Raw genomic sequence first — 22334 nt, forward strand, 5'->3', positions numbered from 1 at the left:
ACATCTGAACTCTCAGTCGGAACGAGGTCCGGCTGCTGGCCCTGGCCGGCCGGCGCCAGGAGGTGGTCCGGCAACGCCTGGCCATGGCCCTGGGCGAGGAAGAGGCCCAGCGCCTGTTGCCGGCAACCGCCATCATCACCACCCCGGCCGGTCCCGCCGCCCCGTGCCGGGCCGCAGTCAGGCTGGAGCCGGGCCACCGACCTGCTCCCTAACCGGTCGCTCATTTTCCCTCGGGTTTTTTTGCTGATTATGCTGCGCGCGCCCTACCGCCGTTATAGCCGGCTTTACACCTATCATCTGGACGCTCCCTGCCGCCTGCCCGGCGACGACCCCGACCTCATCGGGGTCTGGCCGGAAGATGACGGTTGCGTCCTTTTTTTTCACCGGCCCAAAGACAACCTGGTGGCTGAAATCTGCCGGCAAAACGGGGCCCGGCAGGTCTACCAGGCGGACCTGGATTACGACGACTGGGAAGCGGGACGGCAAGTCGCGTCCTTCACGGTGGCCGGGCTCCGGGTGGCCCCGGTCTGGGAGGAGGGCCCGGCCGACATTCGGCTCGATCCCAGCGTCATCTTCGGCAGCGGCTTTCACCCCAGTACCCGTCTTTGCCTGGAAATGCTGGGCAAATACCAGCAAAGCCCGGAAGCGGGCATCCATTCGGTCCTGGATCTGGGCTGCGGCACCGGGTTGCTGGCCATCGCCGCCGCCCGGGGCGGCGCCCGCCGGGTTCTGGCGGTGGACAACAACTCCCTGGCCTGCCAGGTCGCCGCGGCCAACTGCCGCTTGAACGAGGTGGAAGAAATCGTGACGGTGAGCGAGACCGACCTGCGCCGCCACTGTCCCGACACCGGCTCCTTCGATCTGGTCATCGCCAATCTCTACCAGGATCTGCTGGGAGAGCTGTTTCAACAGGAGATTTTCTGGCGCAGCCGCCTGCTGATTGTCGCCGGCTTCATCGAGCCCATGGAAGAAAAGCTGCTGGGGCTGCTGCCCGCCGGCCGGCTCCGCCTGCTCGAGCGAAACCGCCGGGAGCGCTGGTGCGTCTGGGTACTCAGCAATGCTCGCGGGTTTTGTGAAAGGTGATCTTCGGATACATTTCCATGGTGCGGGAGAGCATCCAGGGGCTTTCGCTGAGAAAAGCCAGGTGTTCCTCGGCGTCCAGGGCCAGATTGTTCTGGTTTTTGGCCTCGAACTCCGCCAGGGCCCGGCGGTCCTCGGAGCTGATCCAGCGGGCGGCCCCGTAGGGCACCGGTTCATAGACCGCATCCACCCCGTATTCCGCCTTGAGCCGGGCCACCGTCACTTCAAACTGCAGAACCCCCACCGCTCCCAAGATAAAATCATTGCCCTGGCGCGGCCGAAAAACCTGAATCGCCCCTTCTTCCGCCAGTTGCAACAGACCTTTGGCCAACTGCTTGGCCCGCAGGGGATTTTTCAGGATCACCCGGCGAAAATGCTCGGGGGCGAAGTTGGGAACGCCCCGGAAGCTTAGGGCCTCCCGGGCGGTGGTGAAGGTATCGCCGATTTTGATGGTGCCGTGATTGTGAATGCCGATGATGTCGCCGGGGAAGGCCTCCTCGACATTGCTGCGGTCCTGGGCCATGAAGATGGTGGCATTGGCCAGAATCACCTCCTTGCCCAGGCGCTGGTGGCGGACCTTCATGCCCCGGCTGAACCGGCCGGAGCAGATCCGGAAAAAAGCGATCCGGTCGCGATGGGCCGGGTTCATGTTGGCCTGGACCTTAAAAGTAAAGCCGGAGAACTCCTCCTCATCCGGGCAGACCGGCCGGGGCTCGGCGGGACGGCAACCGGGGGCGGGGGCCAGTTCGACGAAGGCGTCCAGCAGCTCCTTGACTCCGAAATTGTTGATGGCGCTGCCGAAAAAAACCGGGGTCTGGCTGGCCTTGAGAAATTCCTGGTGGTCGAAGGGGTTGGCCGCTCCGGCCAGCAGATCGAGGTCCTCGCGGAGCTTGACCGCCGCCGAACCGAGCAGTTCGTCGAGCAGGGGATCGTTGAGATCCCTGATCACCACCCCGCCCTCCTCCGGCTGGGTGGCCCGGCCGGGGGTAAAGAGGTGCAACTGGCCGCGGTAGATATCATATACCCCCTTGAACTGCTTACCCATCCCGATGGGCCAGGAGAGGGGCACGCACTCGATCTGCAGCTTGTCCTCGATCTGGGCCAGGATCTCCAGGGGATCCAACCCTTCCCGGTCCAGCTTGTTGATGAAGGTGACCACCGGGGTATTGCGCATCCGGCAGACCTCCATCAGTTTTTCGGTCTGGGGCTCGACCCCCTTGGCATGATCGATCACCATCAGGGCGCTGTCCACCGCGGTCAGCACCCGGTAGGTGTCCTCGGAAAAGTCCTGGTGACCGGGAGTGTCCAGCAGGTTGACGGTATAATCCCGGTAAACGAACTGCATCACCGAGGAGGTTACCGATATGCCCCGCTCCTGTTCGATGGCCATCCAGTCACTCAAGGCGTGGGTGGAGGCCTTGCGGGCCTTGACCGATCCGGCCAGTTGGATGGCGCCGCCGAAGAGCAAAAGCTTTTCGGTCAGGGTAGTCTTGCCGGCGTCGGGATGACTGATAATCCCGAAGGTCCGCCGCGCCTTAATTTCTTTTGCCAGCTTGCCCGCCAAAGTAATTCCTCGTTTATTCTGGATCAAATCAAGCGCCGCCAATCGGCGGCGCCTTTTAAGGTAAATAAAAAAAGGCAGGGGGAAAAGGCGGACAGCCCTCCCCTGCCAGAGTCAGCGAATATATCCCACCAGCGGCAAAAAAACAAGCCCCGGACCACAGCCTCAGCCTTGACGGCAATAAACCGGCCTGGGGGCGAGGCGGTTTTAGCAAAAACTTGCCAGCCAGCGAGGTTGGCGGCCCTGGCCTCGCTGGACCCCGGCCCCCATCACTCAGGCGGAACCTGAATAGAAAAAACCGGGTCAGCCCAAGGCGTGACCCGGTTTTTTAAAATAGTAGAACACTGACAAGGAACGTCAAGCAAGCGGCCCCGCGGATGGCCGGCTGGCCATCCGCGGGGCCGGGCACTATTATTACTTATCGCCGGTCTTGGCCCGTTCCTTGTGGGCATACATGGTGGTGCTGCCGGAAGACCAGAAAACCAGCTTGCCTTCCTTGACCAAGTCGTTGGCCGCGTTCTTAACGGCCCGGGGCTTGGCCTCGGGATCACAAGCGTAAAAGTCCTTAATGTAAAGCTGACCCTTAGGGCTTTTCAGCGATTTTTCAAGGATCTTTTCTTTCAGTTCTTCGTTGCTTAGAGCCATAACTGTTCTCCTTGTTGTACCCGGATACTACTTAATGTGGCTGGTGAACTTGAACTGGGTAGTGGTCCGCCAGGTGGTGTATGCCAAACGATAGTCGTCGATGGACTTCTCGGTAAAGGGAATCTCGCAAAGCTCGAAGAAGCGTTCCCAGCCGATCCTCTCGGCCCATTCGCCCAGACGCTCGTACTTGCGGGCGTTGGCGGCCCAGGTCTCCAGGATATTCTTCACGGCCTCAACGGTCTCCGGCCAGCGCGGCGGAGTGTTGGGCAGGAAGGGGATTACCAGCTTGGAGAAGGTGGGGCCCGAACGGCTGTTGGATACCTTGCCGCCCACCAGGATGGCGATGCCGGAACCTTCCGGATCGGCCAGCGGCATGGCGGGGCACATGGTGTAGCAGTTGCCGCAGAACATGCAGCGCTCGGCGTTAACCTTGACCGACTTGATCTCCTTGCCATCGTCGAGGGTGATGGAGGTGGGCTTGATGGCGCCCAGGGGGCAGGAGGCCACGGCCAGGGGCAGCTCGCAAAGACCGGTGATGGCGTCGTGATCGACCATCGGCGGTTTGCGGTGAATGCCGAGGATGGCGATGTCGGAGCAGTGAACCGCGCCGCACATGTTGAGGCAGCAGGCCAGAGCCATCTTGCACTTGGCCGGCAGATCCATGTTGGTGAAGTGGTCGAACAGTTCGTCCATTACCGCCTTGACCACGCCGGAGGCGTCGGTGGCCGGGGTATGGCAGTGGATCCAGCCCTGGGTGTGAACCACGTTGGAAACACAGGCGCCGGTGCCGCCCACCGGGAACTTGTTGCCGCGGGAGGCCAGCTCGTCCAGCAGGGGCTGCACCTTGGCTTCGGAGTCGACGATGAACTCGATGTTGTTCCGGGTGGTCCAGCGAACCACGCCGTCGGTGTGCTTATCGGCGATATCACAGACTTCGCGGATGAATTCCACCGAAACGAGCCGGGCGCTGCCCACCCGAACGGTGTAGCATTCGGCGCCGGTTTCGCTCACGTGCTTGAGCACGCCGGGACGGACGATCTCATGGTACAGCCACTTGCCGTAGTTGTCCTTGATGACCTGGGGGAACATTTTTTCATAGTGCGGGGGACCAATGTCGGTGATCCGGTCTTTCATCGGATTTTGTGGATCGTAACCCATATCTAATACCTCCTTAGGATTCTGAAATATTTTTCACGCCAACCAGCAATGCGAAACGTTTGAACGGTTTCGATCATTGGGCGTGTTTCTTGCGGAATTCCTTGACGTCACGCTGCCAGCCGCCTTCAACTTCTTCCTCGCGCCAGAACACGTAGGGGTTGGAGCGCGGTTCCTTGACATGCTGCGGCATCGGTTCGATCTCCATAATCCGGAGGAAGGTGGGCAGGCCGACCCGCTGAATGGTTTCACCGAGCCGCTCACGGTTCTTGCCATGCTCCATCCAGTAGTCCCAGCATTTTTCGATCAGGTCAACCAGTTCTTCGAACTCGTTGTCCGGGTCCATCTTGATGAAGGGCATGATCAGGGTGCCGAGCTGGGCACCGTCGAGGATCGGAGCCTTGGCGCCCATCATCACGGAAGCGCCCTGGTCAAGACCGGGCCGCAGGGCCTTGGGCATAACGTTGAGGCAGTGCATGCAGCGGGTGCACTCGGCATCGTCGATCTTCAGGGTGTCGCCTTCCATCCACATGCAACCGGTGGGGCAGAGATCGAGAACTTCCTTCTTGATGTCGAACTTGTCGGCCTTGGCCGGAATGCCGCCGCCGTTGGGCTTGGTGGTGCCGTTGAGATAATTCTTGACCTCGTCCTGGTTGATCCGGATATTGTCGCGCCAGGTGCCGATCGCGGAAAGGTCGGAACGGGCGATGGCGGCCACGCAGTCGTTGGAGCAACCGGAGAACTTGAACTTGAACTTGTAGGGGAAGGCCGGACGATGGAGCTCGTCCTGATACTTCATGGTCATGCCGTAGCAGGCGGCCTGGGTGTCGTAGCAGGACCATTCGCAGCGGGCCTTGCCGATGCAGCAGGCCGGGGTCCGCAGGTTGGAGCCGGAACCGCCCAGGTCCCATGAGAGATCATGGGTCAGTTCGTAGAACAGGGGCTCGAGTTCCTCGGTCCGGGTGCCGAGCAGAATCAGGTCGCCGGTGGAGCCGTGAAAGTTGGTCATCCCCGAACCGCGCCTTTCCCAGAGATCGCAAAGTTTGCGGAGCAGCTCGGTGCGGTAGAACTTACTGGACGGCTGATTGAGGCGGACGGTGTGGAAGTGAGCCACCCCGGGGAACTGCTGGGGGACATCGGAGTAACGGCCGACGATGCCGCCGCCGTAACCAAAAACACCGACGATCCCGCCATGTTTCCAGTGAGTCATCCTGTCCTTGAAGGACAACTCCATCTGGCCGATGATATCCCAGCACTGGGGACTCTTTTCGGCCTGACGCTTCAGGTCGCTGACAAAGCTTGGCCATGGACCCTTTTCGAGATCGTCCATCAATGGCGTGTTGTGCTTCGGCATGTTGTCTCCTCCTTGGTTGAAATGTAGTTAAAGAAAATCCCCATACCCCCGGCGGCGCCTCCCCGGGAGCGGAAAAGGCGCGCGATTGCCCCAGCATCCAGAGTGTTGACCGGATTGAGCCGCACAGGGTGGCAAAACTAACCGAAACCTGAATGGATATTCAGATTCCTGGGACAATATCCAGCCGACCGGGCTTTGTCAATAAAAAATAGTGCTTGGCCGACGGCCTTTTTCACCCCTTTGACATCACCTTCTTTACACGATATGTTGTTTAATTTGGTCCTGCCGGGGCCATGCCTCCCGGCCGGCCCGGCCGAACCCAACCGGAACCGTTTTATTTGCTGAAATTGGCCGCTTACCGGCCAGAAGGCCCGCCGCCGGCCAGCCAGGCCCCCGGCTGCTTTTCTTTATGCAAAAAATGTCGCTTTTATCTGTCTTTGCCTAACTTTACCTCAATACCAGGAGTTATCATGAACCAGAAAATCGTGATTATCGGCGGCGTGGCCGCCGGCCCCAAAACCGCCGCCCGGGTCAAAAGACTGCTGCCGGGAGCCGAAGTCCTGATCATCGACCAGGACAGCCTGATTTCCTATGGCGGCTGCGGCATTCCCTATTATGTTTCCGGTGAAGTTTCCGATGAGCAGGAGTTGCGCGACACCTCCTTCCATATGACCCGGGACGAGTCTTTCTTCGCTCGGGCCAAGGGGGTTACGGTGAGAACCCGGACCCGGGCTCTGGCCATCAACCGGCAGGCCAAGACGGTGCTGGTGCAAAAACTCGATGATGGCAGCCGGGAAGAAATCCCTTACGATCAACTGGTCCTGGCCACCGGCAGCCGCCCCAACGTACTGCCCATTCCCGGGGCCGATCTCGACGGCGTTTTCACCATCAGCGATCTCCATCAGGCCATTGCCATCAAGGATCGGATCGTCCGGGGCGAGGTCAAACGGGCGGTGATCATCGGCGGCGGGGCCATCGGCATCGAAATGGCCGAGGCCTTTGTCGACCTCTGGCACATGGAGGCGACGATTCTCGAGTACATGCCCCAGTTGCTGCCCCGCCTGGTGGACTGGGATTTCGCCGGGATGCTGGAGTACCATCTCGCCGCCAAGGGGGTCGTGGTCCATACCAACGAGGCGGCCACCAGGATCGAGGGCGAAAAAGGCAAGGTCAAGCGGGTGGTTACCCCCCGGCGCAGTCTGGAGGCCGACCTGGTGGTGATGGCGGTGGGAGTCCGGGCCCGCAGCGAACTGGCGACGGAAGCCGGTTTGCTGGTCTCCCCCCAGGGCAATATCGTGGTCAACGAACGGATGCAGACCTCGGATCCGAATATCTACGCGGCCGGCGACTGCATTGCGGTGGTCAACCGGCTCACCGGCAAGAGCGGCATCGCCCCCATGGGCTCCCTGGCCAACAAGGAGGGCCGCATCGTGGCCGACAACCTGGCCGGCATCCCTACCCGCTACCGGGGCTGGGTCGGCAGCTTCGTCCTCAAGGCCTTCGACAGCTGCATCGGGGCCACCGGCCTTTCCCTGGAAGCGGCCCGGGCCGAAGGCTTCAAGGCCGCCGCGGTCACTACCGCCCAGTCCGACCGGGCCCATTTTTTCCCCACCCAGTCGGTAATTCCCCTGCGCCTGATCTTCGATCTCAACTCCCGCCGGCTGCTGGGAGTCCAGGGCTTCGGCCCCATGGGGGACGCGGTTCTGGCCCGGATCGACGCCGCCGCCGCCCTGCTGCAGCAAGACGCCACCATCGACGATGTCAGCCAGGTGGAAATGGCCTACGCCCCACCCTTTGCCACCGCCCTGGATGCCCTGAACGCAACCGGAAACGTCGCCGACAACCTGGCGGCGGGCCGCCTGCGCTATGTGGACACCCGGGATTTTCTCAACTGGATGGAGGATTTTGCCAACCGGCCGGACTGGGTGGCCCTCGATATCCGCCACCCCAGCGAGGCGGAGATCCTGGCCGCCAAATTCGGGGCGGAAAAATGGCGGACCATTCCCTATATCGAAATCCGGGAACGCTACCGGGAACTGCCTGACGACAAGACCATGCTGATCATCTGCGACGCCGGCACCCGCTCCTCGGAAATCCAGATTTTTCTCGACAGTGTAGGGCTGCAGAACAACCTGGTTCTGGGGGGCGGCTTAAATCTTATCCGCCGGCTGGGAGCGGACTGGCTTTAAACCTTCGTAAACCACCGGGCAGTCCCGCATCTGCGGGAGCTCAGCCCGGCGTTTACCTTGCCAGCCCTGATGGTTGATTTTGTTGAACGGCAATCTTGCCCGCGGTGATTCGACCGTGGCGCCGGGTTGCCGGTTTTATTCAGGCCGCCGCCAGGGCCTGGTCGATCTGCTCCTCGCTGACCTGGTCGGTGATAATAACTTTGCCGATGGCCACCGGCAAAACGAAGAAGGGCCGGCCAGCCACGCTTTTCTTGTCGGTCTTGAGGTAGGCCTTGATCCGCTGGCGATCCAGTTGGGGGGGAACCCCGGTGGGCAGGCCATAGGCCTCGATCAGGGCGCGCAGGGTCGCAGCTTCTTCCCGGCTCCAAAGCCCCTTGGCGACGGCAATCTCGCCTGCGGCCGCCATGCCGGTGGCCACCGCCATGCCGTGGGCCATGGCATAGCCGGAGGCCGCCTCCACCGCGTGTCCCAAGGTATGGCCGAAATTGAGAATCCGGCGCAAATCCGCTTCCCGTTCGTCGGCTCGCACCACTTCGGACTTGATCGTGCAGCAGCGGGCGATCACGCCCGCCAGCGCCCCCCGGTCCCGGGCCAGGATCGCCGACCGTTTCCGGTCCAGTTCACGGAAGAAGGCGTCGTCATAAACCACCCCGTACTTGATGACTTCGGCCAAGCCGTTGAGCAGCTCCCGGGCCGGCAGATGATCCAGAACCACGGGATCGATATAGACCCCCCGGGGTTGATAGAAGGTGCCCAGCAGGTTTTTGCCTTCGGGAATATCAACCCCGGTCTTGCCGCCCACCGAACTATCCACCTGGGCCAGCAGGGTGGTGGGAACCTGGACGAAGGGAATGCCGCGCATGTAGATTGAGGCCAGAAAACCGGTGATATCGCCGCTGACCCCGCCCCCCAGGGCGATCAAGGCATCGCCCCGATCCAAACCCAGCCGGGCCAGGCCGCTGGCCAGTTCGGCCACCGTGGCCATATTTTTGCTGGCCTCGCCATGGGGAAAAGTCAGCAAATCGGCCGCCACCCCGGCCCGCTCAAGCCCGGCCATCAGTTCGGCCCCGAACAGTTGAGCCACCCGGTCATCGGCAACCACCGCGTAGCGGCGGGCGATCTTGCGGTCAGCCAGGTCGGCGCCCACTTCGCCCAGCAGGCCGGCCCGGATGATAATCTCGTAGGACCGCTCCTTAAGGCCGACCCTGACCGTGATCGTCCCGTTTGCCTCCTCATGTCCCATGCCTGTTCCTTTCTGGTCCATAATTGCATCCATCCCAAGTGCCTGCGGCGCCGCCGCGGTCATCCTGACCGACCTTCACTATCATCGGTTTAAGAAGCGGAATGATCGGCCGACTTAAAAAAAAAGCGGGAAGGCGCCATCAGCACCTTCCCGCTTAACTCAGCAAAGGCAAAGCAGCAAAAAGGCCGCTTTTACTTCATGGTGTCGCCGGAAGCGGCACCCTGCATCTTGACCTCGACCTTTTCGGTCAGACCCTGATAGTACTCTTTCAGGATGTCCAGAACCTCGTCGCGACCGAAGTGGTCAACGATCTCGGCGCCTTCGGAAAGGGCCTTGCGCAGCTTGGTGCCGGACAGGATGACCCGGTCTTCCTTGCCGTGGGGGCAGGTCCGCAGGGAAGCCATGCCGTCGCACTTGTGGCAGTAGAAGGTCCAATCGATCTTGAGCGGGGTGCAGAGCAGCCGCTTGCTGTCATCGGCCGGCTGAGGAATCCGGTCGAAAATTTCCTGGGCCTCGAACAGACCGTAGAAGTCGCCGACGCCGGCATGGTCACGGCCGATGATCATCCGGCTGACCCCGTAGTTCTGGCGGAAGGTGGCGTGCAGCAGGGCCTCGCGGGGGCCGGCATAACGCATATCCAGCGGATAACCGGCCTGGATGACGTTGTCTTTGACGAAGTATTTCTCAACCAGGCAATCGATGGCCTTGACCCGCACGTCGGCGGGGATGTCGCCGGGCTTGAGGTTGCCGATCAGGGAGTGGATCAGGACGCCGTCACAAACCTCGATGGCGATCTTGGCCAGGAATTCGTGGGAGCGATGCATGGGATTGCGCAACTGCAGGGCGGCGACTTTCTTCCAGCCGCGCTCCTCGAACATGGCCCGAGTTTCGGCCGGAGTCAGGTAAACGCCCTTGTACTGGTCGGGATATTCACCCTCGGAGAGGACCTTGACCGGGCCGGCCAGGTTGAATTCCTTCTGGGCCATAACCATCTGGACGCCGGGATGATCTTCCATGGCGATCTTCCAGAACTTGTCGTCGGCCGATTCCTCGCCCTCGCCCTTGAAGACCTTCTCACATTCCCATTTCTTTTCGGCCTCGCTCATTTCATACTTTTCTGCGACCTTCATGGTGGCGAAAACCACCCCGTTGCGCTCCAGGGCAATCTCTTCGCCCAAGTTGACCGCGTCGGCGTCGGCCTTGCTGACGTCCAGAGTAATCGGTACCGGCCAGAAGGTGCCGTCGGCGAGGGTGAGGTTATCGCAAACGCTTTTCCAGTCGGCCTTGGACATAAAGCCATTCAGCGGGCTGAAGCCGCCGATGCCCATCATGATCAGGTCGCCCTTGGCCCGGGCGCTAATCTGAATCTTCTTCAGGCCTTTGGCCTTTTCCTGCTCGGCGACCAGTTCGCTTCCGTGCAGTTTGCAGCAAACCAGACCTTTACCACCATGGGGGGGGACCAATTTCGACATACCGGCTCTCCTTTTGTTGTCATAAGTGAGTTGTTCGGGTGAATAGGGAGCAGCTTGAGGCGCCCAAGAATTGAACGACAATTCATTTTTTTCCCATTGAGCGTTTATCTATACGAAAGGACCGAAAACTTGTCAAGGGAAAAACACGGGCACGAGCCAAGAGAAGGTATTTTTAAGATTCAGCGCTACCCCAACAATTTAAATCGGGCGCGGCCGGGCTGGCCGGACCTGGGCCGACACCCGGCGGGATCCCGCCGGGCGCATGGGGTGCCGTTCAAAAAAGATGCCGGCTACTCAGAGGGCACTCCAGCCTGAAAAAGATGAGTTGCTTTTCAGCCGCCGGAACCGGGGACTCCGTTATGGCGGCGGACGAATCGGGATTCAAGGCCGGTCGGCCAACAGTTGCCGCAGCCAGTCGAAGCCAAAGGAAAGCAGGGCCTCGTCGTCCAGGGCCACGGCCCGGCGGCGGGCCTTGTCCAGTCCGGCCCGCCGGAGCAGATCGTGATCACGGACGTAATCACGGAAACGATCGATATTGTAGCAGATCATAAAGGCCAGCAACTGGCGGGGCCCCGCCGCCCCCTCACCCTTCCAGGGATTGGCGGCAAACAGGGTATCCATCTCCGCCCAGCGGTCGGCCATGACGTTGTAGGGCAAAAGCTGCTGGTCGCTCAGCCACTCCTTGACCGGCCATTGGCGGCCGCGGCCGTGCCCCAGGCAGTAATCGTGCCGGACCAGGAAATAAAAATCCCGCCGCCGCCCCGCCGTGGCCCGCCGGTCCACCGCCCGCTCCAGGGGATAGGTGCGGCAGGCCGAAGGACGGTCACTGTAAACGGTGCAGCCGCTGGCCGGGTCGAGGAAGGGACAGGTGTATTCGGGATCGGGCCGCATCCGCAGCACCACGGCGGGGAAATAGGGGTTGGCGCCCTTGACCACCCCGGCATAGCGTTCCAGAAACTCTTCCGAACTGATGCCCAGCCGTTTTTTCAGACGGATAATATCATAGGGATAAATCTGCAGTTCCAGCCGCCGGCAGCAGCGGGTAAAGCAGGGCACCTCGGGATCGCAGGCGAAACGGAAACCCTCCGGGCCCAGGGGCTCCATGCCGGGGGGAAATTGCGGGGCTGTTGGCTCGTCGGACATTTTTCTCGGCTGCGGGCGGCAATAAGGTCGATCCGGGGGCCTGCGCCGTGGCCGGCCCCCGGTAACCCCGGCGCTGCGGGCCGAAATAGCTCCAGCCGGGCGGCAACGGGCGAAAACCGGGCTAAATTAACAGGTCGCGAGCAAAAGATCAAGCCGGGGGGGCCTCTCAGTTGGTCGAGCGCTCCCCGGCACCGCGGCGGGCCTGGGTGGCGCTCGGCGATGCCCCCCGGCAAGGACCGGGCGCGGGCGGGCGGCGGGAGTTGACCAACGCGTCGAAATAGAGGAAGGCCTCCCGGATCTGCTGGAGCAGCAAGTCGTCCTGCCAGGGTTTGGTGAGAAACTTGTAAAGCGCTCCCTCGTTGACCGCCTCCACCACGGTTTCCAGGTCCGCGTAGCCGGAAAGAATGATCCGCACCGTATCGGGATAAAGATCCCTGGCCCGGCGCAAAAATTCAATCCCCTTCATTCCCGGCATCCGCTGATCGGAGATAATTACCTGGACCCGGTTGCTGGCCAGCAATTCGAGCCCGGCCGCGGCATCACCGGCCGTCAGGACCCGGTAGCCCTCCTCCTGCAGCAGGCGCTGGAGGGCTTTGAGGATATTGGGCTCGTCATCGACGATCAGCAGGGTCCGGGATTCATCGGCTTCGGCCGGCAAGGCCATGGTTCGCCCCCGGCGGACAAAGGCCGCGAATTCCTCCGCCGGCAGTGGCTTGCAGAAGAGAAAGCCCTGGATTTCCAGGCAGCCGTTCTGGCGCAGGTAGCCGCACTGGGCCTCGGTCTCCACCCCTTCGGCGACCACCGTCAGGCCGATCCGCTGGGCCATGGCGATAATCGATACCGCGATGGTGGCGGCATCGGGACTGGTAACAATTTCCCGGATAAAGCTGCGATCGATCTTGAGTTGATCGATGGGAAAACGGCTCAGGTTGGAAAAACTGGAATAGCCGGTGCCGAAATCATCGAGTGAGAGCTTGACCCCCAGCTCCTTCAAGGCCCGCATCCGGGCAATGGTCTGCTCGGGCTTGTCCATCAGCATGCTTTCGGTCAACTCCAGGGTCAGGCGCTGGGGCTTGATGCCGTGCTTGCGCAAGGCCTCTCCCACCACCAGCGGCAAATCAGCGCTGGCGAACTGGCGGGCGGAAACATTGACCGCCAGATCCATCTTGCGCATTACCCCCTCCCGCCACAGCCCCATCTGGCGGCAGGCTTCATTGATCACCCAGGCTCCCAGCTCGGCGATCATGCCGCTCCGCTCCGCCACCGGAATAAATTCTTCCGGCTCCACCAGGCCCTGGCCGGGGCGTTGCCAGCGGACCAGGGCCTCGGCCCCGGATACCCGCCCGGTGCGCAAATCCACCTTGGGCTGGTAGTAAAGCACGAACTCCTGCTCGACAATCGCCTTGCGCAAAGCGGTTTCCAGCTCCAGCAGCCGGCGGGCCTGTTCGTTGAGGCGGGGATTGACATAAGCAAATTGGCCGCCGCCGGCCGATTTCGCCTGGTCGGCCGCCATATCGGCCCCGGACAGCAGGGCGGAGCCCGACTCTCCGTCCTGGGGAAAAACACTGATCCCGATGCTGGCCTGCAGAAAGACCTCTTGGCCGTCGGGCAGGACAAAGGGCCGGGCCAGGGCCTTGTGGACCCGGCTGGCCATGATTTCCGCCTCCTGGTAATGCTTGAGGGACTCCATCACCAGGGCGAATTCGTCGCCGGCCAGGCGGGCCATGGTATCTTCGGCCCGCAGTTGCCGGCGCAGGCGCTTGACCACCGCCACCAGCAGTTCGTCGCCGACGGCATGACCCAGGCTGTCGTTGATGGTCCGGAACCGGTCAAGGTCGAGCAGCAGGACCGCCAGCTTGCCGCCGTCGCGCCGGGCCCGTTCCAGGCCGTGGGCCAGGCGGGCCTCCAGCAAAAGCCGGTTGGGCAGCCCGGTGAGAGGATCGTGGTGGGCCAGGTACTCCAGCTTCTCTTCATAATGGCGCAGCCGGGTCAGATCGGTCTTGACCCCCACGTAGTGACTGGGCTGGCCCTGGTCATCGTAAACCGTGCTGATGGAGAGCAGTTCCGGAAACACCTCTCCGTTTTTGCGGCGATTCCAGATCTCGCCCTGCCAGTGGCCATGCTTGGTCAAATGAGCCCACATGCTTTGAAAAAAGGCCCGGTCATGGCGGCCGGAGCTGAGGATCCGGGGGTTGGCGCCCAGAACCTCTTCCTCGGCATAACCGGTGATGGAAATAAACGCCGGGTTGACCGCGATGATCTCCGGCTTGAGGTTGGTGATCATCATGCCGTCGCGACTGGAATTGAAGGCGGTCACCTGCAGGCGCAGGCGCTCCTCGAACTCCTTGCGCTCGCTGACGTCGCGGAAGATCCCCATCAGGTAGGGCTTGCCGTCCAGATGGATGAAGGCGGCGCTGATGTCGGCGTAAAAAACGGCCCCATCGCGCCGCAACACCGGAATATCGCGGGACATCATGGCCTCCCCCTTGAGGTTTTTCATGATGATCGCTTTGACCCGGGCCAATTCCGCCGCCGGGTGAATATCATCGACCCAGAGCCGGGTAATCTCGCCGGGGGTGTAGCCGAGCATCAGGCAGATGGCCGGATTGCCGAGGACAAATTGCCGTTTCTCGGGATCGGCCACCAGAATTCCGTCCTGGGCCCCTTCAAAAATGACCCGGAAACGCTCCTCCAACTGCCGGTAGCGCCGCTCGCTGGCCCGCAGGGTCTCGTGCTCCCGCTGCAGCTGGGCCAGACGGGCCACCTGTTCCAGGGTGGCGGACAGACCGTATAAATAGCCGGGCTGCTTGATCAGGTAATCGGCGACTCCCAGGCGCATGGCCTCGGCCACTTCTTCCTCGCTGCCCTGGTCGGCCAGCAGCACCACCGGCGGGCACCCCCGCACCTCTTCCCGCAACTGCTTGACAATTTCCAGGGCGTCGATGTCCGGCAACTGAAAATCCAGCAACAGAACATCGCAGGGCGGCGCGGCGGCCTCTCTCTCTTTCAGTCGGGCCATGACCTCGGCCCCCCAGTCCACCGTGGCCAGTTCGACCTGGGGCGCATGCTTGCCGAGATGGCGCCGCATAACCTCGATCTCGGCGAGATCCCGGGAAGCATAAAGCACTCGCAGACTCCGGTTCAAGCCGATTCCGCTGCTCTTGAACTGGGCCAGGGCGGCGGCCAGGACCCCGGGCAGGCGTTCGAGATAGTCGCCGCTCTTGACCAGGTAGTTGTCCGCCCCCGCCTTGAGGGCGGCGATGGCGGAATCCCGGCTGCCGGAGCCGGTGAGAACCACCGCCGCCAAGGGCAGCCGGCGAGCCCGGATTTCACCCAGGAAATCGAGGCCGCTGCCATCGGGCAGACGGAGATCGAGCAGGGCCAGGTCATAGGCCGCATCGGCCGCGGCCAGCAGTTCCCGGGCGCCGGCCAGGCTGGTCGCCACTGTCAGTTGATAATCGGGAGCCAGCCGGGCCAGGGCGCGCCGGGCCAGGTCGGCATCGACCGGATTGTCTTCCAGGTAGAGGATCCGCATGCTTGGCGGTTGCTCAGTCATCGCTGCTCCTTTGCTCGGCGCCATCCATATCCACGGGGGACCGAGGAATTTCAATAAAAAAGGCGGCGCCCCGACCGGGGCTGCTTTCCGCCCAAACCCGTCCGCCCATCCGCTGGACGGCCTTGCGCACCAGGGCCAGGCCGACCCCGCTGCCGGGAAAATCGTCGGTCCTTCCCAGGCGGGTGAAGATCTCGAAAATCTGGTCGGCGAATTTCATCTCAAAACCGATCCCGTTATCCTCCACCTTGAACAGGATATCCCGGGCGGTCAATTGGGCGCTCACCGTCAGGCGCGGGGGCCGGGCGGCGCTACTGAACTTGATGGCGTTGGCCACCAGGTTGCGCAGGGCCATGCCCAAGCCGTCGGGATCGAGCCGTACCGGCACCGAGGGCACATCGGTGCGCAATTCGGCCCCGATCTCGGCCAATTCAGCGCGGAATTCGGCCAGCACCATCTGGACCAGGGCGGCCAGATCCAGCTTCTGTTTTCTGATCCTGCGCCGCTCCAGGCGGGAGTAGGTCAGCAGGTCGTCGATCAGCTTTTCCATTCCCTCCACCCCCTGGCGGATGGAATTGACGAACAGGCGACCCTCCTCGTTCAGGTGGGCCTGACAATCCTGTTCCAGCAGCCTGCTGTAGCCCTTGATGCCGCGCAAGGGAGCCTTAAGGTCATGGGAAACCGCGTAGGAAAAGGCCTCCAGCTCCCGGTTGACCTCCTCCAACTGGGTGGTGCGTTCAGCCACCCGCCGCTCCAGCTCGAGGTTCAGTTGCCGGTCCCGGGCCGCCGCCAGGGCCAACAGGGCAAAGCGGTGATCCTGCTGCTGCCGCCGCCAGAGCAGGGCGACGGCGCCGCCTGCTCCCAGGAGCAGCAAGAGGACAGCCAGGACGATGACTCCGAGGCGTCCCCGCAGGGGAGCGTACACCTCCTGCAGATCAATCCGGGCCACCACTTGCCAGGAGGTTCCTGGTACGGCGGCCACCGCCGCCAACACCGGCACCCCCCGGTAATCGCGACCGGTCATGATCCCCTGTCGTCCCAGCACCGCCTGCACCACCGGCACCTCCGGCCGGCTCAGGGGTACCCGCAGGCTTAAGGGGGCAGCAGGATTGAATTTGAGGTTGTTGAGAAATAAGGCGTCATTACCGTCGCGCCGCACCAGCAGGGTTTCGGCGCTGCGGCTGATGCCCGGCCAGTTAGCGAGAAAGGGAAACAGGAAAATATCGGCACTGAGATGGCGAGCTATATAGGCCACCAGTTGGCCGTCGCCGGGAGAAAAAATCGGGATTACCCAGGCCAGGCAGATCTTGCCGTCGACACCCCGGAAAAGTTCGCTGCGCACCACCCGGCCGTTAACCCGGGCCCGCTCGACGAGGGCCGCCAGTTCGACATCCCCGGCCAGCGATTCCCCCAGGGTGAAAACCGTCCTTCCCCGGGCATCGAGCACCATGGTGCCGCAAAAATGATAGACGGACCGTTGATCTTCCAGGCGCCGCAAAAGAATTTCCCGTTCCACCCAATCGCCATACTTCAGCCATTGCTCAACCCGGGCGGCAAAACCAGGATTGGCCGCCAGTTCTTCCCCATGATTCTGATGCTCGCGCAGCCAGGCGCTGATCCGTTCGGCTTTGAGCAGGGCAATGGAGCTCATCTTTTGCTCTATCGCCGCGCGATGCTCCTGCTCGTGGTGGCGGAAAGAAATGAACCCGGCAGTAACAATACCCCCCACCAGCAGAACGAAAATCAGCAGCAGGCCGTAAAAGGGACGCATCTCCTCCCCCGCCGGATGCAGAGAAACCGGCAGGAGACGCTGAGCCAGCACCAGTTGCAGACTGGCGGCCAGCAGCAGAAAGGCCAGGGCGGTGGGCAGGGCCACGGGCACCAGCAAGCTGCCCTGCAGGACGGGGGCGCCAATAAGGTAAGCCAATACCAACATAAAGGCCAACAGGCCCGGAACCGAAGCCTGAGCCAAAGCCGCCCATAACTGCCAGCGCGGCAACGAATCGCCGCCGGCCAAAAGCAAAATCAGGACCAGCCCGATCAAGCTGAAAGAGAGGGCGCTCAGCGGCGACATATGGCCGAGGGGCGCCCCGTTCAGTTCTCCGGAGATCGCCAGGCCCAGGTGTTCGAGGGGGGAATAAATGCCCTGGAAAGAGAGGAAGATAACCGCCAGGGCCAGCAAGACCGCGAGGGCCAGCAGGGGCAGAAAAACCAGGCGCCGCCAGAAAGCGCGCCGAGGCAGAAGCAGGGCCAGCACCCCGCCGCCAAAAACCAGGGAAAAAAGGGCGGTGCTGGGGGCCATGGGATATCTGCCCCCGCCAAAGGAACTCAGCTCGGGCCATTGCAGCAGCCAGCCCAGCAGGACCATGATGCCCAAGAGGATCACGGCCAGGGCCAAGCCGCCGGCGGCAACGGTCAAAGGAGGGCGTGGCCCGGTCGCTGCCCGGTTTTGGCCTGCCTGTGGTTCCGCCACTCCCGCCCCCTTTTTTATTGCCGCGGCCGGCAAACAAAAGCAGTGTGCAAGTTGGCCGTCCGCCCAATGCGAGAGGCCGATTTTCCCACCATAGCAAAAAACAACCGCAAGATCAAAAAACTGAACCGTAAAAAAATCACTTTCCCCTTGCCTATCCGTGCCGCTCAAGCCGGGATTGGCGGGCCGGCCAAGGGCAGCAGCACCGTAAAGACGCTGCCCCGGCCCGGTTCGCTCTCCACCTCGATCCGGCCGCCGTGCTGGTTGACGACGATGTCGTAACTGATGCTGAGGCCCAGGCCGGTGCCCTCGCCCACCTCTTTGGTGGTGAAAAAGGGCTCAAAGAGGCGGCTGCGATTTTCCGGGGCGATGCCCTCGCCGTCATCGGCGATGGCTACCGTCAATGCTCCCCCGGCGATCCCGGTCTTAAGGGAGATCTCTCCCTGCTCGGCAATGGCCTGGGCGGCGTTGACCAGCAGGTTAAGGAAAACCTGGCTGAGTTGGAGGGGGTAACAGTTAAGCAAGGGTAAATCACCGTAATTCTTGGTGATCTTCGCCTTGTATTTCAATTCGTTCCAGGCCACCCGCAGGGTCTCCTCCAGGATCTGGTTGATATCGACCGCTTCCTGGTGGCGGGGCTGATCCGGCCGGGAAAAACTTTTGAGCCCGCTGACGATACCCCGGATTCGTTCTACCCCCTCCTGGGATTCGCTGATCAGGCCGGGCAAATCGGCCATTACCTGCTCGAGGCGCAGGGCGCGAGCCCGCTCGGCCAGTTCGCCGGCTCCGTTGTGGGGTTTGCTTGCGGCCAGTTCGCTTTGGAGGTTTAAATAATCGACCAGCCGGCGGGTGTATCTGGCCATGGTGTTGAGATTGCTGCGGATAAAACCCACCGGGTTGTTGATCTCATGGGCCACGCCGGCGGCCAGCGCCCCGATGGAGGCCATTTTTTCCTGTTGCACCAGATGGGCCTGGGCCGCCTTGAGTTCCTCGTAAGCCTTTTGCAACTCTCTGTTCTTGCGGTCGACAACCTCCATCATGCGACAGAACTCCATGCCGATCCGCAAAAAAGGATCAGCCACCGCCTTCTGGTAATAACGGCACTGCCGGCATAAGGCGATCTTGCGGGTAAAATCCCCATCCTCCGGCCGAGAACTGTCGCAGCGGGTGTTGGCGACGACCCAGCACTGGAGGGCTTCTTTGCCGTAGGAGGGACAATCCGGGCGGCCGCAGGCCATGAATTGCCAGCAGGCTTCCTGGTTCAGGGGCAGCTTGAGCCGAATATCGGTCAGCTCGTTTTTCGTCACTTGGCGGATCATGGTGGCGATATCACCGAGGATCACCTGGAGCCGGTCCCGCTGTTCGGCCAGTTGCCGCTGGGCTTGCAGCCGCTGGCTGACATCATGAACGATGGAGTAATGCAATTGCTGGCCGGCAATGGCGATGGGACCGCTGAAAACTTCGACATCTCGGACACTGCCGTCGGCCCGGCGATGCTGGAAGTGAAAATGGTTGATCCCCAGGCCGCGGGCCCGGGCCATTTCCTGCCGGATCTCTTCCGGCGCAAGGGTGTTGATCTCGTCAATCCGTTTGACCAGCAGTTCCTCGCGCTTCCAGCCGTAATAGTCGATGGCGGCGGGGTTGGCGTCGATGATCGCGCCGCTGGCCGGATCGATGATCAGCATCACGGCATGATTGTCGGTAAAGAGGCTGCGATAAATGGCCTCCCGCTCCCTTAAGCGCTCCAGATCCCGCCGCTGTTCCTCCAGTTGCCGCCGCCGCTCCAGGGCCTCGGTGATGGCGGGACCCAAACGGGTGAGCCGGTCCTTGAGGACATAATCCCAGGCCCCGGCCCGGATGGTGGCCGCCGCCGTCTCTTCGTCGGTGGCCCCGGTAATGAGCAGAAAAGGGACTTGGGGATCGTGGGCCCGGGCCAGCCGGATGGCTTCCATCCCGTCGAAATCGGGCAACTGGAAGTCCGACAAAATCAGCTCGGGCTTGAATTCAGCCAGGGCGGCGGTGAACTCATCCCGCCTGATCACCCGCAAAAAATCGGCCTCGGGCAAAACCTGCCGGGCTTCACGCTCAACCAAATCGGCATCCATATTCTGGTCTTCGAGGATCAGAACCCGCATCAGGCAACCCGTCTGAATTTTTGGTCCATCGGCGCACGCAGCAAATCGGCAGCCGCTGCTGCCGCTGGACGGGGATTTATCCCGCTTGGAGAAAATGCGAATTGTTCGATATTCGATCATCCCGCCCAAAATTGCAATCGAAACCTATATAAAACGATGCCTTAAGACCTTTATGACATACCCGCCGCCTCCGAACCCGCCCGGCCAAGAGATTCTTGCCAAGGCCGGGCCGGCGGGATATAGTGACCGCCTTACCTTCCGGTAAGCACGGCCGTTCCGGTCCCGCCCAGCCGTGGCGGCGGCCGGCCGCCAGGCCGTCTGCCGCCTGGCCAGACCAGACACCCCCGGCCGGTTTTTTGCCGTTGGCCGGGCCAGAACAGGGAGAATCCGTCGCTTATGAGCTATCCCCGCAGCATGACCGCCTTCGGCCGCGGTGAAGCCGCCGCCGGCGACCGGACCTGGACCGTGGAGATTCGCTCGGTCAACCACCGTTACTGTGATATCAAACTGCGCCTGCCCCGCCATTATGCCCCGCTGGAAGAGACCATCAAGCGGGAGGTCGGCAACGAGTACAGCCGCGGCCACGTGGAGGTGACCCTGAGCCTCAACGGCGGCGAGTCGGCCGCGACCAGGCTGGCCGTCGATCTGCCCCTGGCCCGCGAATACCTGCGCTGTCTGCAGGAGCTCCGGGATGAATTGAGCCTGGCCGACCGCCCTTCGCTGGGGATGATCAAGGATCTGCCCGGCGTTTTTGTGCCGGCGGAAGAAAGGGAAGACCCCGAGGGAGATTGGCCCCTGATCCGGGCGGCCCTGGCCGCCGCCCTGGAAAACACCCGGCTGATGAGGGAGCGCGAGGGCGACGCCACCAAAAGGGAACTTAAGGAGCGGCTGGCCGGCATCGGCCGCCACGTCGAGCGCCTGAGCGCCGAGATCCCGGAACTGGTGGCCCGGCGGGGGGCCAAGCTGCAACAGCGCCTGGAAAAGCTGCTCAACGGGGCCGAGATCGAACCGTTACGACTGGCCCAGGAAATCGCCCTGCTCACCGACAAGGCCGATATCAGCGAGGAGCTGGTCCGCCTGGGCAGCCACCTGGAACAATTCACCTCCTTCCTGGAGGCGGACGAACCCACCGGCCGCCGGCTGGATTTTCTGCTCCAGGAATTTTTCCGGGAGATCAATACCATCGCCTCCAAGATCAGCGAGGCCGGGGTCGCCCATTTGAGCGTGGAGTTGAAAAACGAAGTGGAGAAGATGCGGGAGCAGGTCCAGAACCTGGAATAATTTCCGCATCATCCCGCCGCTTTAACCGGACCAGGGCCGGGGCCCTGGCCGCGGCCCGGCGCCACCCGGGCGGGAGCGGCCGGGGGTTGCCCGGCCATAACGATAAAGAAGGGATGAATTAGCCATGGATCAAAGAATGATCAATGTCGGTTTCGGCAACGCGGTGCCGGCCGGGCGGGTGCTGGCGGTGGTCAACACCAAGTCTTCGCCGATGAAGAAACTGCGCGACGAGGCCCGGGAACAGAAAAGGCTGATCGACGTTACCGAGGGTCGCCGGACCCGTTCGATCATTATCCTCGACAGCAACCACGTGGTGCTTTCCTCGGTGCAGCCGGAAACCATCTCCCTGCGTTTTTCGGCCCCGGCGGAGCACCGGGGCAAGGGCGAGGAAGAGCAGCCGCTCAAGGAAATCGGCCGATGAGCCAAGGCTGCCTCTTCGTGGTTTCCGCTCCCTCCGGGGCCGGCAAAACCACCCTGCTGAAAAGAATCCTGGCCGCCACGCCAAGAATCGGCTTTTCCGTTTCCCATACCACCCGGCAGCCCCGGCGGGGGGAACGGGACGGGGTTGATTACCATTTCGTCGACCGGGCTGATTTTCTCCGCCGCCGGGAGCACGGGGATTTTCTCGAGTGGGCCGAAGTCCACGGCAATTTTTACGGCACCAGCCGCCAGGCGGTAAACCGGGTCCTCGAGCAAGGCGGAGATGTCGTCCTCGATATCGATGTCCAGGGAGCCCGCCAGTTGAAGGGATTGGCCGACATCGATCCCGTTTTTCTCTTTATCGCCCCACCCTCGGCGCATGTCCTGGAACAGCGCTTGCGGGGCCGCAACACCGATGATCCCCAGGTCATCGCCCTGCGCCTGGAAAATGCCCGCCGGGAAATGGTCGAAGCGGAGTGGTACGACTACCTGGTAGTCAACGACGTTCTGGCCCAAGCCGAAGCCCTGCTCAAAGCAATCATCAGCGCCGAGCGCTGCCGCCGGCGTCGACTCCCCGACGGCACTCCCCTGCCCCCCTACCGAGCCTGAAGCAACCTGCATGCAGGTCCCATC

General features: G+C 62.2%; 16 protein-coding genes. 6 read left to right on the forward strand and 10 right to left on the reverse strand.

Features of this window, described 5'->3' with window-relative positions; translation table 11 throughout:
* Positions 1-62 precede the first annotated feature (62 nt).
* Both ACHHTY_RS07615 and ACHHTY_RS07620 read left to right on the forward strand, forming a co-directional pair.
* Positions 63-212, forward strand: coding sequence for a hypothetical protein (locus tag ACHHTY_RS07615; RefSeq protein ID WP_395493510.1), 150 nt, complete (start codon positions 63-65; stop codon positions 210-212).
* 37 nt (positions 213-249) lie between these two features.
* On the forward strand, positions 250-1083 hold the full coding sequence (locus ACHHTY_RS07620; protein WP_395493511.1) for a 50S ribosomal protein L11 methyltransferase: 834 nt from the start codon (positions 250-252) through the stop codon (positions 1081-1083).
* Here ACHHTY_RS07620 and ACHHTY_RS07625 read toward each other — a convergent pair.
* The 4 genes from ACHHTY_RS07625 to dsrA all read right to left on the reverse strand — a co-directional run bounded on the left by ACHHTY_RS07625 (position 1052) and on the right by dsrA (position 5795).
* Positions 1052-2644 carry a peptide chain release factor 3 gene (locus ACHHTY_RS07625; protein WP_395493537.1) on the reverse strand — a complete coding sequence of 531 codons (1593 nt, stop codon included), beginning with the start codon at positions 2642-2644 and terminating at the stop codon, positions 1052-1054. The two genes, ACHHTY_RS07620 and ACHHTY_RS07625, sit on opposite strands and share 32 nt — an antisense overlap.
* A 411-nt stretch (positions 2645-3055) precedes the next feature.
* The gene (locus ACHHTY_RS07630; protein WP_395493512.1) at positions 3056-3286 is read right to left on the reverse strand and encodes a dissimilatory sulfite reductase D family protein; all 231 of its coding nucleotides are present in this window, start codon (positions 3284-3286) and stop codon (positions 3056-3058) included.
* A 27-nt stretch (positions 3287-3313) separates the two neighbouring features.
* Positions 3314-4444 carry a dissimilatory-type sulfite reductase subunit beta gene (dsrB, locus tag ACHHTY_RS07635; protein ID WP_395493513.1) on the reverse strand — a complete coding sequence of 377 codons (1131 nt, stop codon included), beginning with the start codon at positions 4442-4444 and terminating at the stop codon, positions 3314-3316.
* A 73-nt stretch (positions 4445-4517) separates the two neighbouring features.
* Positions 4518-5795 (reverse strand): dissimilatory-type sulfite reductase subunit alpha, encoded by a 1278-nt coding sequence (gene dsrA / locus ACHHTY_RS07640; RefSeq protein ID WP_395493514.1) that lies wholly within the window; start codon positions 5793-5795, stop codon positions 4518-4520.
* Between the two features lie 470 nt (positions 5796-6265).
* On the opposite strand from dsrA, the gene ACHHTY_RS07645 reads away from it, so the two are divergent.
* On the forward strand, positions 6266-7984 hold the full coding sequence (locus ACHHTY_RS07645) for an FAD-dependent oxidoreductase (protein WP_395493515.1): 1719 nt from the start codon (positions 6266-6268) through the stop codon (positions 7982-7984).
* Between the two features lie 139 nt (positions 7985-8123).
* Here ACHHTY_RS07645 and aroB read toward each other — a convergent pair whose 3' ends face one another.
* From aroB to ACHHTY_RS07675, 6 genes are all read right to left on the reverse strand, one after another.
* Positions 8124-9227 (reverse strand): 3-dehydroquinate synthase, encoded by a 1104-nt coding sequence (gene aroB, locus ACHHTY_RS07650; RefSeq protein WP_395493516.1) that lies wholly within the window; start codon positions 9225-9227, stop codon positions 8124-8126.
* A gap of 191 nt (positions 9228-9418) precedes the next feature.
* The gene (gene sat, locus ACHHTY_RS07655) at positions 9419-10699 is read right to left on the reverse strand and encodes a sulfate adenylyltransferase (protein ID WP_395493517.1); all 1281 of its coding nucleotides are present in this window, start codon (positions 10697-10699) and stop codon (positions 9419-9421) included.
* A gap of 381 nt (positions 10700-11080) precedes the next feature.
* Positions 11081-11842, reverse strand: coding sequence for a YkgJ family cysteine cluster protein (locus tag ACHHTY_RS07660; RefSeq protein ID WP_395493518.1), 762 nt, complete (start codon positions 11840-11842; stop codon positions 11081-11083).
* A 166-nt stretch (positions 11843-12008) separates the two neighbouring features.
* A complete protein-coding gene (locus ACHHTY_RS07665; protein ID WP_395493519.1) occupies positions 12009-15398 on the reverse strand; it encodes an EAL domain-containing protein in 3390 nt (1129 codons plus the stop codon).
* Positions 15391-17814 carry a sensor histidine kinase gene (locus ACHHTY_RS07670; RefSeq protein ID WP_395493520.1) on the reverse strand — a complete coding sequence of 808 codons (2424 nt, stop codon included), beginning with the start codon at positions 17812-17814 and terminating at the stop codon, positions 15391-15393. Before ACHHTY_RS07670 ends, ACHHTY_RS07665 begins: the two co-directional genes overlap by 8 nt.
* A 218-nt stretch (positions 17815-18032) precedes the next feature.
* Positions 18033-20000, reverse strand: coding sequence for an ATP-binding protein (locus ACHHTY_RS07675; RefSeq protein ID WP_395493521.1), 1968 nt, complete (start codon positions 19998-20000; stop codon positions 18033-18035).
* Between the two features lie 396 nt (positions 20001-20396).
* Here ACHHTY_RS07675 and ACHHTY_RS07680 point away from each other — a divergent pair, with 396 nt between their 5' ends.
* From ACHHTY_RS07680 to gmk, 3 genes are all read left to right on the forward strand, one after another.
* Positions 20397-21281 carry a YicC/YloC family endoribonuclease gene (locus ACHHTY_RS07680; RefSeq protein WP_395493522.1) on the forward strand — a complete coding sequence of 295 codons (885 nt, stop codon included), beginning with the start codon at positions 20397-20399 and terminating at the stop codon, positions 21279-21281.
* A gap of 124 nt (positions 21282-21405) precedes the next feature.
* The gene (locus tag ACHHTY_RS07685; RefSeq protein WP_395493523.1) at positions 21406-21702 is read left to right on the forward strand and encodes a DUF370 domain-containing protein; all 297 of its coding nucleotides are present in this window, start codon (positions 21406-21408) and stop codon (positions 21700-21702) included.
* Positions 21699-22310 carry a guanylate kinase gene (gene gmk, locus ACHHTY_RS07690; RefSeq protein WP_395493524.1) on the forward strand — a complete coding sequence of 204 codons (612 nt, stop codon included), beginning with the start codon at positions 21699-21701 and terminating at the stop codon, positions 22308-22310. The genes ACHHTY_RS07685 and gmk overlap by 4 nt, the downstream gene beginning before the upstream one ends.
* Positions 22311-22334: the final 24 nt, after the last annotated feature.

It is taken from the genome of Desulfurivibrio nitratireducens (genome assembly GCF_044068515.1).
GTDB lineage: Bacteria > Desulfobacterota > Desulfobulbia > Desulfobulbales > Desulfurivibrionaceae > Desulfurivibrio.

What these genes read in the sequence shown, in the direction of transcription:
- ACHHTY_RS07620 (WP_395493511.1), top strand. Translation starts at nt 250, where the DNA reads ATGCTGCGCGCGCCCTACCGCCGTTATAGCCGGCTTTACACCTATCAT.
- ACHHTY_RS07630 (WP_395493512.1), bottom strand. Translation starts at nt 3,286, where the DNA reads ATGGCTCTAAGCAACGAAGAACTGAAAGAAAAGATCCTTGAAAAATCG.
- dsrB (WP_395493513.1), bottom strand. Translation starts at nt 4,444, where the DNA reads ATGGGTTACGATCCACAAAATCCGATGAAAGACCGGATCACCGACATT.
- dsrA (WP_395493514.1), bottom strand. Translation starts at nt 5,795, where the DNA reads ATGCCGAAGCACAACACGCCATTGATGGACGATCTCGAAAAGGGTCCA.
- ACHHTY_RS07645 (WP_395493515.1), top strand. Translation starts at nt 6,266, where the DNA reads ATGAACCAGAAAATCGTGATTATCGGCGGCGTGGCCGCCGGCCCCAAA.
- aroB (WP_395493516.1), bottom strand. Translation starts at nt 9,227, where the DNA reads ATGGGACATGAGGAGGCAAACGGGACGATCACGGTCAGGGTCGGCCTT.
- sat (WP_395493517.1), bottom strand. Translation starts at nt 10,699, where the DNA reads ATGTCGAAATTGGTCCCCCCCCATGGTGGTAAAGGTCTGGTTTGCTGC.
- ACHHTY_RS07660 (WP_395493518.1), bottom strand. Translation starts at nt 11,842, where the DNA reads ATGTCCGACGAGCCAACAGCCCCGCAATTTCCCCCCGGCATGGAGCCC.
- ACHHTY_RS07665 (WP_395493519.1), bottom strand. Translation starts at nt 15,398, where the DNA reads ATGACTGAGCAACCGCCAAGCATGCGGATCCTCTACCTGGAAGACAAT.
- ACHHTY_RS07675 (WP_395493521.1), bottom strand. Translation starts at nt 20,000, where the DNA reads ATGCGGGTTCTGATCCTCGAAGACCAGAATATGGATGCCGATTTGGTT.
- ACHHTY_RS07680 (WP_395493522.1), top strand. Translation starts at nt 20,397, where the DNA reads ATGAGCTATCCCCGCAGCATGACCGCCTTCGGCCGCGGTGAAGCCGCC.
- ACHHTY_RS07685 (WP_395493523.1), top strand. Translation starts at nt 21,406, where the DNA reads ATGGATCAAAGAATGATCAATGTCGGTTTCGGCAACGCGGTGCCGGCC.
- gmk (WP_395493524.1), top strand. Translation starts at nt 21,699, where the DNA reads ATGAGCCAAGGCTGCCTCTTCGTGGTTTCCGCTCCCTCCGGGGCCGGC.